Here is a 12,319-nt window from a genome sequence, read left to right as displayed (position 1 = left end):
CACGGAACCCGGGTGCGCCAAGGCTGGAATTCCCCCTGCAGGCGCGGCCGGGCTTTGCCGCGCCGAAAGACGGATAGTCATTGACCCCCCGCGCAGGTTTCGACATGAGAGACCTCATGCTCAGGATCGATAACATCACCTATTCCGTCGAAGGCCGCCCCCTTATGGAGGAGGCCTCTGCCACTATCCCAACCGGCCACAAGGTCGGTGTCGTGGGCCGCAATGGCACCGGCAAATCCACCCTGTTCCGCCTGATCCGCGGAGAACTTGCGCTGGAGACCGGGTCCATCACCCTGCCCTCTCAGGCGCGTATCGGCGGTGTGGCACAAGAAGTCCCCTCGTCGGACACCTCCCTGATCGACACCGTGCTGGCAGCCGATACCGAACGTGCGGCGCTGATGGCCGAGGCCGACACCGCAACTGACGGCGCCCGCATTGCGGAAATCCAGACCCGGCTGGTGGATATCGACGCATGGTCGGCCGAGGCCCGTGCCGCCTCGATCCTCAAGGGGCTTGGCTTTGACGATCAGGACCAACTGCGCCCCTGTTCCGATTTTTCCGGCGGCTGGCGGATGCGTGTGGCGCTTGCGGCGGTGCTCTTTGCACAGCCCGACCTGCTGCTGCTGGACGAGCCGACCAACTACCTCGACCTTGAAGGCGCGCTTTGGCTCGAAAGCTATATCGCGCGCTATCCGCATACGGTGCTGATTGTCTCTCACGACCGCGGGCTTTTGAACCGGGCGGTGGGGGCGATCCTGCATCTGGAAGATCGCAAACTGACGCTCTATCAGGGCACCTACGACACCTTTGCCGAAACCCGCGCCGCGCGCATCGCTGTGGCACAATCCGAGGCGCGCAAGCAGGAAACCCGCCGCGCCCATCTGCAAAGCTTCGTGGACCGCTTCCGCGCCAAGGCCTCCAAGGCGAAACAGGCCCAGTCCCGCCTGAAGATGATCGAGAAGATGAAACCGATCTCGACCCCGCAAGAGGCCGCGCTGCGGGCGTTCACCTTCCCGGAACCCGAAGAGATGTCACCGCCGATCATCCAGATCGAAGGCGGTGTCACCGGCTATGGCGATGTCGAGATTCTGAGACGCCTCGACCTGCGCATCGATCAGGATGATCGCATCGCGCTTCTGGGCAAGAACGGTCAGGGCAAATCCACCCTGTCCAAACTGCTCTCGGACCGGCTGCCGCTGATGGCGGGCAAGATGGTGCGCTCGTCCAAGCTGCGCATTGGCTATTTCGCCCAGCATCAGGTGGACGAGCTTTATGTGGACGAAACCCCGATTGATCACCTGCGTCGGCTGCGTCCTCATGAGGCGCCCGCAAAATGGCGCACGCGCCTCGCGGGCTTTGGCCTGCTGGCCGCGCAGGTCGAAACCGCAGTTGGGCGGCTGTCCGGTGGTCAAAAGGCCCGCCTCAGCCTGCTTTTGGCGACGCTCGATGCGCCCCATATGCTGATCCTCGACGAGCCGACCAACCACCTCGACATCGAAAGCCGCGAGGCGCTGGTCGAGGCGCTCACCGCCTATAGCGGCGCGGTCATTCTGGTCAGCCACGATATGCATTTGCTGAGCATGGTGGCGGATCGGCTCTGGCTGGTGTCCGACGGCACCGTGGCGCCTTATGATGGCGATCTCGACAGCTATCGTGAAATGCTGCTGATGCGCGACAAACCCGCCCGCAAAGCGGATGCAAAAGCCGCGTCCAAGCCAAAGCCCAAGCGCGCGAGCCGCGATCAGATCCTTGCCCTGCGCAACGAGGTCCGCAAGGCCGAGGCCCGCATCGAGAAGCTGACCGAGATGCAGGACAAGCTGGACGAAAAGCTCGCCGATCCGGAGATTTACGAGTCGAGCCGTGCCGGTGACCGGGCGGTCTGGCAGAAAAAACACGCCGAATGCATGGACGCGCTGGACCGCGCCGAGGAGCTGTGGATGAAGGCACTTGAGAAACTGGAGGTCGCCGAGGCGCAATGATCGACACCGCGTTCCTGATCACCTCATTTGTGACGCTCTTTGTGATCATTGACCCCATCGGGTTGATGCCGGTGTTTCTGGCGTTGACCCAGGGCATGACCAGCAAGCAACGCCGCGCCATCGCCATTCGTGCCTCCATCACAGGGGTCGGAATCCTCGCGGTCTTTGCGCTGTTTGGCGAAAGCGTTCTGGGCTTTATCGGGATTTCCATGCCGGCCTTTCGCGTTGCAGGCGGTATTCTCTTGTTCCTCACCGCACTCGACATGCTGTTTGAGCGCCGCACCGCGCGCCGTCAGCACCAAGGCGACGAGATCGCCCCCGAGGATGATCCCTCTGTCTTTCCCATGGCCATCCCGCTGATCGCGGGGCCCGGTTCCATCGCCACGGTCATCCTTCTGACCGGGCAGCATCCGGGCATCGAGGGCTTTGCCTCGGTGATGGCCATTGTGGTGGCGGTGATTGCGCTGATGCTGGGGATGTTTTCGATTTCGGGCCTGCTGGAGCGCCTGCTGGGTCCCGTCGGCATCAATGTGGCAACCCGGTTGCTGGGCATGCTGCTCGCCGCGCTTTCGGTGCAATTCGTGCTGGAAGGTCTGCGCGCCTTTGGCTTTGCCAGCTAGACATAGATGCGGTGAACACCTACCTCCCTGATATGGAGGACGAAGACCGATGAATTCAGACGACATTGGCCAGCTGGTCTACCTCATCGCATTGCTCGCCGCTGTCGGGACATGGGTGTTCGTGCAGAACCGGCAGTCGCTGGGCAAAACGGTCCAGCAGTTGATGATCTGGGGGCTGATCTTCCTTGGCGTGATTGCCGCCTACGGCCTGTGGGGAGACATCCGCTCCACCGTGGTGCCGCAGCAGGCCGTGCACTCTTACGGCGGTCAGATCAGCGTGCCACGCGCGCGCGATGGTCATTACTACCTGACGTTGCAGATCAACGGCGATCCGGTGGATTTTCTGGTCGACACCGGTGCCAGCGACATGGTGCTGAATGCCGAGGACGCCCGGCGGATCGGTATTGATCCCGCCAGCCTCGCCTATCTCGGGCGCGCGATGACCGCCAATGGCGAGGTCCGCACCGCGCGGGTGAAACTGGACAGTGTGGCGCTCGGCCCGATTACGGATCGCAACGTCTCCGCCTGGGTCAATGAGGGCGCGTTGGAGCAATCCCTGCTGGGCATGGGGTATCTCCAGCGTTTCTCTGGCATTGAAATTCGCAACAATGAACTGATCCTCACCCGTTGAAATCGCGCCTCACGGCGCGGGCCTCCGGCGGGGATATTTGGAGTTAGAAGAGTATGGAACCTGCCACACAAGCGGCGCGCGCCCGTGCGGCAGGTCCTCTCCTAACACGGCCATCGGCTTCCCAGCCTGTTCCGCAATCCTATCAGTGCGCAAACTGGTTACCGAAACCTTTCTGCATGGCACAACTGACGCTCTTCTAACGCTAAATCTCCCGGGGTGAATTGGCCGCTCGGCCAAGAGGGGCAGCGCCCCTCATCCCCCGCTTTCGGCCTTTTTCTCCCAGCGGCCGCTTTCCTCGGACCAGTACTGCGCCTGACATCCAGCGGCGGTCAGCGCCTTCCACTGACCACGCGCGTGCTGCACCGCCTCCGCGTCGGTGCCATCAAACAGGATACACACACGATCCAGCGCGGTGACTTCCTCGGGCGCAACCTGCGCGCCGTCGATGCTCATCACACAGGTCGCCTTGTTCGGCGCCTCGGCCGAGGTGGTCAGCAGGATCGGTTGCAGCGCGTCATGGGGGCCACCCGCCAGCCCGTGCGGCAGGAAACTGGCGTCCCCGCCAAGCCAGAGCGTATCATCCAGCCACGCCAGCCGCTCCGGATCACGTCCGCGCACGGCGATACGCCAGCCCGCGCCCCGCGCCTTGTCCAGCAACACAGGCAGCGTTTCCTGCAAGGGCTTGCGGGTCAGGTGATAGAAATAGGCGGCCCCCATTGCGGTCTTACTCTGCCTCGAACTGATCTTGTACCAGACGGCTCAGCGCCATCACGCCCCAACCGGTCGCCCCTTTGGGCGCATAGGCGGTGTTGGATTTGACCGAAGCCACACCGGCGATATCCAGATGGATCCAGGGCGTGCCGTCCTTGATGAAACGTTGCAGGAATTGCGCCGCCGTGATTGACCCCGCCGGGCGACCACCGACGTTTTTCATATCCGCCACATTGGATTTGAGCTGATCGTCATAGGCCTGCCCCAGGGGCATCCGCCACGCGCCCTCGCCCTCGGCCTCGGCGGCCTTGAGGAATGCAGAACAGAGCTTGTCGTCATTGGAGAACACGCCCGCATTGTCATGCCCCAGACCGATGATGATCGCGCCTGTGAGGGTGGCCAGATCGATGACACCGGCCGGTTTGAACCGCTCCTGCGCATACCAGAGCACATCGCAAAGCACCAAGCGCCCCTCGGCGTCGGTGTTGATGATCTCGACCGTGTCGCCCTTCATGGATTTCACCACATCACCGGGACGGATCGCCGTGCCGGAGGGCATGTTTTCCACAAGCCCCACAAGCCCCACCACATTGGCCTTTGCCTTGCGCAGCGCCAGCGCCCGCATGGTGCCCGCAACAACGCCCGCGCCGCCCATGTCCATGGTCATGTCTTCCATACCCGCCGCCGGTTTCAGCGAGATGCCACCGGTGTCGAACACAACGCCCTTGCCCACCAGCGCCAGCGGGGCGGCGTCCTTGTCGCCGCCGTTCCATTTCATGACAACAACCTTGGAGGGGCTGGCCGACCCCTGGCCGACACATAGGAGCGTGCGCATGCCGAGCTTCTCCAGCTCTGCCTCCTCCAGAACCTCCACCTCAAGACCGAGCGAGGTCATTTCCTCCAGCCGCGCGGCAAATTCGGTGGTGGTCAACACGTTTGCAGGTTCGTTGACCAGATCGCGGGTCATATGCACGCCTTCGGCCACCGCCAGAAGCGGCGCAAAGGCGGCTTCGATCTCTTCGGGTTTGTTGTGGCCGATGGTCACGGTGCCGGGCGTTTCCGCATCTGCGGATTTATGCGCATCAAAGCTGTAGCTGCGCAGCGCCAGCCCCAAAGCCAGATCGGCGGCGCGGGACATGTTCCCCGCCTTCACCGTCAGCGCTTTGTTGCCACGCGCTTCGGCCAGTTTTGCGCCTGCCTTGCGCGCCTCGATCGCGGTGATGCGACGGGGCAGCACAATAACATGCAGGGCCTCTACCGCCAGACCCGCAGGCCATGCCAGCGTGATCACCTGACCGGTCTTGGACTTGGCAAAACCATCGGAGGCGATCAGACGCGCCACCGCGCCCTTGCTCAGGCGATTGGCGCTGCGGGCAGCCTGATCCATCGTGCCTTCGGGCGTGACCACCACGGCCAGATGGCCTTCGACCTCGGCCAGCGATTTCGGATCAAAGGTGGAAAAACGGATCGGGGTGAGCGCGCTCATTCGGGTCTCCTGTGGTTGATCTGCTCTTGTCGCCGCTTGCGCATCTGGCTGACAGTCCCGTAACAGGTAGCGGTTGACCGAGATGAATACCAGAGCGGGCAGACCAGCGCGCCCAATCCTTGCCGATCAGGCAGGGGCCCGGGAAGATTGCAGTTTTCCCGCCCGCACAATTCCTCTAAGGTCCGGCGAACAGTCCGAGCGCAAGATCTATGGGGGGATCGGGTGTCACGCTACGACAGATATGTGCTGTCGCAATATCTTTTGTTCTTTGGCTTTTTTGCCTTGATTCTGGTGGCCGTGTTCTGGATCAACCGGGCCGTGAGCCTGTTTGACTGGCTCATCGGCGACGGGCAAGGCGTGATGGCTTTCCTTGAAATCTCGGTTTTGAGCCTGCCGAACCTCGTGCGTATGGTGCTGCCGCTGGCGGCCTTTGCGGCGACGGTCTGGGTCACCAACCGGTTGAATTCCGAGAGCGAACTGACGGTATTGCGCGCAACGGGGTCGAGCCCCTGGCAATTGGCCCGCCCGGCGATGGCCTTTGGCGTGCTGACCGCCCTGATGATGTCCGCCCTCAGCCTGGTGCTGCTGCCCGCATCACTGGCGCAGATGCAGGAACGGGAGGCCGAATTGTCACGCAGCGTCAGCGCCAAACTCCTGAAGCCCGGCAGTTTTCTGCATCCTGCGGACGGTCTGACCTTCTTTATCGGCAGCATTGACGACGATGGCACGCTCAACAATGTGTTCCTGACCGACCAGCGCGCCGCGACGACCGAGGTCACATATACGAGCGACAAGGCCTATCTGGTGCGTGATGGCGACGGCGCGCATCTCATTCTGGTTGACGGGCTTGCCCAGCGGCGAAACCTGGAGACCGCGCAGCTGTCGACCACCGCCTTTGCCGATTTTTCTTATCCCATCGGGCGCGTCACCCCGGAGATCGGCGACGGCCCCCGGCCGCTGCGCAGCATTCCCACGCGCGACCTGCTGTATGACCGGGCGCAGATCACCGCCACCGAGACACATTCCCCCGGCGCCCAGGCCGAAGAACTGCACCAGAGATTCGCGCGGGCCGTGGTGACGCTGGCCGTGGTGATGATCGCGGTATCCACTTTGATGCTTGGCGGCTTCAGCCGGTTCGGCATCTGGAAACAGCTGCTGGCCGCCTTTGTGCTGCTGATTCTGATTGAAGGATTGCGCGGCATCGTTGCCGCCCCGGTGCTGGAAGACGCGGCCATGTGGCCCTTGCTCTATCTGCCCGCTGGCTTGGGGCTGCTGATATCGCTGGTGTTCCTGCATCTTGCAAGCCGGCCGCAGCTGCTTGCCAGAGGGCGCTCCCGCCCGGAGGCGTCGGCATGATCCTCGACCTCTATTATGCCAAACGGTTCCTGCAATGGTTCCTGGTCATCACGGCGGTGCTGATGAGCCTGGTGATGCTGATTGACCTCAGCGATCAGTTCCGCCGCTTTGACAGCCAAGATCTGAGTTTCTGGCAATTGTTCGGGCTCACGCTCCTGAATGCGCCCGCCGCCCTCAGCCAGTTCCTGCCGCTCATCATGATCCTCACGACGATCGTGCTCTTTGTGGGGATGGCGCGCAGCAGCGAACTGGTGGTGACGCGGGCGATCGGACGCTCGGGGATCCGGGCGCTGATGCCACCGGTAGGCGTGGCGATGGTGATCGGCGGATTGGCCGTCAGTACGCTCAACCCGATCGAGGCTGTCACCGCCAACCGCTACAAGGCGCTGGTCGAGGACTATCGCCAACCCGGATCGGCGGCCGCGGTTTCCCTGACCGGCGAGGGCCTGTGGCTGCGACAGGGCGGGCAGAACGGCCAGTCCGTCATCCATGCGGTCAACTATCACGGCGATGCGCAGAATCTCGTGCTTTATGATGTGTCGATCCTCTCCTACGCGCCGGAAGGCGGGCCGGTGCGGCGCATCATGGCACAGGAGGCCTGGCTGGACGGCGCGGACTGGGTGCTGCGCGATGCCAAGGTCTGGCAGCTGGTGGTCGGAGTGAACCCGGAGACCAGCGCCCGGCGCCATGACGAGTTGCGCCTGCCCACCACGCTCACAAACGAGCGCATTCGCGATACGCTCAGCTTTTCCGAAGGCATCTCGATCTACGAACTGCCGGAGACCATTGCCTCCCTCGCCGAAGCCGGATTTTCGACCACGCGGTTCCGGGTCTGGTTGCAGGTTGAGCTGGCTCGCCCGCTGTTTCTGGTCGCCATGGTGCTGGTGGGCGCTGCCTTTACCATGCGCCACACGCGGTTGGGGGGCACCGGGGTCGCCGTGCTGACGTCGGTGCTGCTGGGGTTCGCGCTCTACTTCGTCCATAACTTCGCCCGGATCCTTGGCGAGAATGGACAAATCCCGGTTCTGCTGGCGGCCTGGGCGCCGCCGGTGGCCTCAATACTTCTGACAATGGGACTGCTCCTGCATGCCGAAGACGGTTGAATTCAAGAACTGGCGGCGAGGAGCGCTGCTGTCCACGGTGCTGCCCCTGTGGCTCGGCCTGTTGCCGGCGCCCGGGATCGCACAGCCTGTGGCGCCGCCGTCGTCGCAGGTCAGCGCGCCGGCCATGCTGGTCGCCGACCGCGTGTTCCTGTCACCGGATCGCAAGCTCGTTGCCGAGGGCAATGTGGAAGCGTTCCAGGGGGATGTGCGGCTTCAGGCCCAGCGGATCACCTATGATCGCGACAGGGGTGTGCTCAACCTCGAAGGTCCGATCCGCATCGACCAGAGCGGGTCGGTCACCGTATTGGCCAACGCCGCCGAACTGGACAACGGCCTGCGCAACGGGATTCTGCGCGGCGCTCGGCTGGTGTTCGACCAGCAGGTGCAGCTTGCGGCCTTGCAGATGACCCGGGTCGAAGGGCGCTATTCCCAGCTCTACAAGACCTCTGTCACCTCCTGCGATGTCTGCGATGACGGCCGCCCGCCGCTCTGGCAAATCCGCGCGGAACGGATCACCCACGACCAGGTGGAGCGGCAACTCTATTTCGAAGGCGCGCAGCTGCGGATCAAGGATGTTCCGGTGTTCTACTTTCCGGCGCTACGCCTGCCGGACCCGAGCCTGGAGCGCTCCACCGGGTTCCTGACCCCGTCACTGTCGAGCGACTCCAACCTCGGCGTCGGTGTCAAGCTGCCCTATTTCGTGACCCTGGGGCCGCATCGCGACCTCACCATCACGCCCTATATCTCCGCCAAGACCACGACCCTCGGCCTGCGGTACAGGCAGGCCTTCCGCAACGGTCGGATCGAGCTCACCGGCGCCTTCAGCCGTGACGACATCCAGCCCGACGACGGGCGTGGCTACCTGTTTGCAAAAGGCAGCTTCGACATCCGGCGCGGCTACAAGCTGAGCTTCGATCTCAAGAGCGTGTCAGACGATGCCTATCTTGCCGATTACGATATTTCCGACACCGACCGGCTGCGGTCCAGCATCACCCTGTCGCGGGCCCGTCGCGACGAACTGATCGAAGGTACGCTCTATCACTACAAGACCCTGCGCGGCACCGAGGATCAGGCGTTTCTGCCCGCCACAATCCTGACCGGCACATTTGAAAAACGCCTGTTTCCCAACCGCATCGGCGGCGAATTGCGCCTGCGCCTGAACACCAGCCACTTCAACCGCCCCTCCTCGCAGGAGGCCACCGCGACCAGCGCCAACGGGCGCGACATGACCCGAGTGTCCGCCGACGCCACCTGGCTGCGCAGCTGGATTCTGCCCTGGGGCGTGCAGGGCAGCTGGACGTTGGGTGTCGGGGTGGACAGCTTTGCGCTGGCCGATGATGGCGCGTTTGACAACGAGGCCACGCGCGTCACCCCCAAAACAGCGGTGACCTTTCGCCGACCGATGGCGCGCCAGACCGCCTCCGGCGCGGTTCAGATCCTCGAACCCATTCTGCAGATCGGCTGGACCAAGGTCAGTGGCGACAGCACCCCCAACGAGGCCAGCAATATCTCGGAATTCGATCAGGGCAACCTGCTCGCCTTGTCGCGGTTTCCGGAAACCGATGCGCGCGAGGACGGGCGCACCCTGGTTTACGGCGTGAACTTCTCGCATTTTGATCCCAGCGGCTGGCAGGCCACCGGCACCATTGCCCAGATCCGGCGCGAAGAGGCACAACCCGGCTTTACCTCCTCCTCCGGGCTGGACGGGCGCAACTCGAACCTCCTGCTGGCGGGCCAGATCGGCTTGCAGAACGACCTGACCCTCACCGCGCGCGGCATCCTCGACGAGGAGTTCTCCGTCACCAAGGCCGAATTCCGCGGGGATCTGCACCGCAACCGCGTGACCCTCGCCGGGAGCTACCTCTGGCTCCAGGCCGACCCGGAGGAAGACCGCACCGAGGAGACCTCGGAACTGTGGTTTGACGGCGCCTATGACCTGAACGAGACATGGCGCGCCGGGGCGAATATGCGCTACGACATCACCGATGGGCGCGCGACCCGGGCCGGGCTCGGCCTGACCTATCGCAATGAATGCGTCACCCTCGACCTCTCGGTCAGCCGTCGCTATACCTCAACCACAAGTGTTGAGCCTTCGACAGATTTCGGATTTACACTCTCGCTCAACGGATTTTCCGTGAAAAGCGCGACCACAACAAGCAGGCGATCATGCAGCAGAACGTAACCTCCCGCCGGATCACCCGGATCCTGACCACCTGGACCCGCAACGCTGCTGGCGCGGGCGCCCTGGCGCTGGCAGCGCTGTCGCTCCCCTCCGCATCTGCGGTCATGGCGCAGGGGCTGTTTGCTCCGGTTGTGATCGTCAACGAGGATGTGGTCACCCAGTATGAGCTGGAACAACGTGCGCTGTTCATGTCCGTCTTGGGCTCCGCACAGGGCGACCCGCTGGAAGAGGCCCGCGAAGATCTGATCGAAGACCGCCTGAAACAGGATCTGCTGAACGAGGTCGGTCTGACCCTGTCCGAGGCCGAGGTCACCGAGGGCATGCGCGAACTGGCTGGGCGTGCGAATATCCCGCTGGATCAGTTCCTGGCACAGCTCCAGGAGGCCGGGGTCGCCCCCGAGACCGTGCGCGACTTTGCCGCCGCGGGCCTTGGATGGCGCGAATATGTGCGCGGGCGCTTCCTCGCACAGGCGCGCCCCTCCCAAGACGAGATCGACCGCGCCATGGGCACCGCGGGATCCGGCAGCGTGCAGGTGCTGCTGTCAGAGGTCATCCTACCGATGACGCAGGAGAACGCCGCCCAGGTTCAGGAACTCGCCACGCAGATCTCTGAGCTGAAGACGCAGCAGGCCTTTACCGCCTCCGCCGCCCAGTTCTCTGCCGCCGACAGCCGCGTCGACGGTGGCCGCCTGCCCTGGATGCCGCTGACACGGCTGCCCACCCAGTTGCAGGAGGTGGTGCTGGGGCTGAAACCCGGAGAGATCACCCAACCGCTGCCCTTGCAGGGGGCGATCGCCATTTTCCAGATGCGCGGCCTGCGCGAAGTCGACGGACGCAGCACCAATTACGCCGCCATCGACTATGCCACCTATCGCATCCCCGGCGGTCGCAGCCCAGAGGCCCAGACACGCGCAACCGAACTGCGCAACGAGATCGACACCTGTGACGACCTTTACGGCATCAACAAGGGCCAGGCCCCGGAGCGCCTGGAGCGGATCAGCCGCGCCCCCTCGGAGATTCCACAGGACATCGCATTGGAACTGTCCAAGCTGGATGCCAATGAATCCTCTGCCGCCGTGACCCGTGACAATGGCCAGACGCTGCTGTTCGTGATGCTCTGCGGTCGCACCAGCGATGTGGTCGCCGCGCAGGAGAACGCCCGCGCCACCGTCGCCAATGCGCTTGTCCAGCAGCGGCTGAATGCCTATGCCGACAGCCTGGTCGAACAGCTGAAAGCCAACGCGCGGATCGAATACAAATGACCCGGCCCCCGCAGGTGATCGCGCTGTCCTGCGGCGAACCTGCGGGGATCGGTCCCGAGATCGCCGCCGCCGCATGGGAGGCGCTGCGCGCTGACTGTCCCTTTGTCTGGATCGGTGACCCCCGGCACCTGCCTGCCGAGACCAACTGGCAACAGGTCGCGTCCCCCGCCGATGTGCTGGAGCTCTGTGCCACCGCCCTGCCCGTCCTGCCGCTCACTTTTGAAGGCGATGCGACCAAGGGCACGGCCGACCCCAGGAACGCTGCCGGGGTCATCCAGTCCATCGAAACCGCAGTCGGGCTGGTCACCTCCGGTCAGGCGGCAGCGGTCTGCACCGCTCCGATCCACAAGAAGGCGCTGATTGACGGGGCGGGGTTTGCCTATCCCGGCCATACCGAATTCCTCGCCGCGCTTGCGGGCGTCGATCATGTGGTGATGATGCTTGCCAGCGCGCAGTTGCGGGTGGTCCCGGCCACCATTCATATCCCCTTGCGACAGGTGCCCGAGGTCCTGACCCCGGCGCTGTTGCGTCAGGTGATCACCATCACCGCACAGGGGCTGCGCGACCAGTTCGGTCTCCAATCCCCCCGCATCGCGGTGACGGGCCTCAACCCGCATGCGGGCGAAGGCGGCGCTATGGGCAATGAGGAACTCGACTGGATCGAGACGCTGATTGCCGACATGCAGACCGAGGGCCACCGGCTGACGGGGCCGCATCCCGCCGACACGCTGTTTCATGCCGCCGCCCGGCAGCACTATGACGCGGCCATCGCCATGTATCACGATCAGGCGCTGATCCCGATCAAGACGCTGGATTTCGACAAGGGGGTCAATGTGACCCTCGGCCTGCCCTTTGTTCGCACCTCGCCGGATCATGGCACCGCCTTCGACATTGCAGGCCAAGGCCGGGCCAACCCATCCAGCCTGATCGAGGCGCTGCGTCTGGCGCAATCCATGGCCGCCACGCGCGCGGCCTGAAGGGCGCGGACC

At 63.9% G+C, this 12,319-nt stretch carries 10 protein-coding genes; 8 read left to right on the top strand and 2 right to left on the bottom strand.

Features of this window, described 5'->3' with window-relative positions:
* The first annotated feature begins 116 nt into the window (after positions 1 to 116).
* Genes MHM88_RS00610 through MHM88_RS00600 form a run of 3 tightly spaced genes read left to right on the top strand, consistent with a single transcriptional unit; the run spans position 117 to position 3,230 of the window.
* Positions 117 to 1,979 (top strand): ABC-F family ATP-binding cassette domain-containing protein, encoded by a 1,863-nt coding sequence (locus tag MHM88_RS00610; protein ID WP_239359019.1) that lies wholly within the window; start codon positions 117 to 119, stop codon positions 1,977 to 1,979.
* Positions 1,976 to 2,599, top strand: coding sequence for a MarC family protein (locus MHM88_RS00605; RefSeq protein ID WP_005613274.1), 624 nt, complete (start codon positions 1,976 to 1,978; stop codon positions 2,597 to 2,599). Before MHM88_RS00610 ends, MHM88_RS00605 begins: the two co-directional genes overlap by 4 nt.
* A 49-nt stretch (positions 2,600 to 2,648) precedes the next feature.
* Positions 2,649 to 3,230, top strand: coding sequence for a TIGR02281 family clan AA aspartic protease (locus MHM88_RS00600; RefSeq protein ID WP_239359018.1), 582 nt, complete (start codon positions 2,649 to 2,651; stop codon positions 3,228 to 3,230).
* Positions 3,231 to 3,482: 252 nt separating this feature from the next.
* Here the strand turns inward: MHM88_RS00600 and MHM88_RS00595 are convergent, their stop codons facing one another.
* Both MHM88_RS00595 and MHM88_RS00590 read right to left on the bottom strand, forming a co-directional pair.
* Positions 3,483 to 3,947, bottom strand: coding sequence for a DNA polymerase III subunit chi (locus MHM88_RS00595; RefSeq protein ID WP_239359017.1), 465 nt, complete (start codon positions 3,945 to 3,947; stop codon positions 3,483 to 3,485).
* A gap of 7 nt (positions 3,948 to 3,954) precedes the next feature.
* Positions 3,955 to 5,427, bottom strand: coding sequence for a leucyl aminopeptidase (locus tag MHM88_RS00590; RefSeq protein WP_239359016.1), 1,473 nt, complete (start codon positions 5,425 to 5,427; stop codon positions 3,955 to 3,957).
* 222 nt (positions 5,428 to 5,649) lie between these two features.
* On the opposite strand from MHM88_RS00590, the gene lptF reads away from it, so the two are divergent.
* Genes lptF through pdxA form a run of 5 tightly spaced genes read left to right on the top strand, consistent with a single transcriptional unit; the run spans position 5,650 to position 12,307 of the window.
* A complete protein-coding gene (gene lptF / locus MHM88_RS00585; protein WP_239359015.1) occupies positions 5,650 to 6,783 on the top strand; it encodes an LPS export ABC transporter permease LptF in 1,134 nt (377 codons plus the stop codon).
* Positions 6,780 to 7,886, top strand: a complete 1,107-nt coding sequence (lptG, locus tag MHM88_RS00580) for an LPS export ABC transporter permease LptG (RefSeq protein WP_239321773.1) — start codon at positions 6,780 to 6,782, stop codon at positions 7,884 to 7,886. Before lptF ends, lptG begins: the two co-directional genes overlap by 4 nt.
* Positions 7,870 to 10,068: an LPS-assembly protein LptD gene (locus MHM88_RS00575; protein ID WP_239359013.1), complete on the top strand. Its 2,199-nt coding sequence runs from the start codon at positions 7,870 to 7,872 to the stop codon at positions 10,066 to 10,068. Before lptG ends, MHM88_RS00575 begins: the two co-directional genes overlap by 17 nt.
* Positions 10,053 to 11,330: a peptidylprolyl isomerase gene (locus MHM88_RS00570; RefSeq protein ID WP_239359004.1), complete on the top strand. Its 1,278-nt coding sequence runs from the start codon at positions 10,053 to 10,055 to the stop codon at positions 11,328 to 11,330. The genes MHM88_RS00575 and MHM88_RS00570 overlap by 16 nt, the downstream gene beginning before the upstream one ends.
* On the top strand, positions 11,327 to 12,307 hold the full coding sequence (pdxA, locus tag MHM88_RS00565) for a 4-hydroxythreonine-4-phosphate dehydrogenase PdxA (protein WP_239359002.1): 981 nt from the start codon (positions 11,327 to 11,329) through the stop codon (positions 12,305 to 12,307). The genes MHM88_RS00570 and pdxA overlap by 4 nt, the downstream gene beginning before the upstream one ends.
* Positions 12,308 to 12,319 lie beyond the last annotated feature (12 nt).

The organism is Epibacterium sp. MM17-32 (assembly GCF_022348205.1).
GTDB lineage: Bacteria > Pseudomonadota > Alphaproteobacteria > Rhodobacterales > Rhodobacteraceae > Epibacterium.
This window is presented reverse-complemented; position numbering and strand designations above follow the sequence as displayed.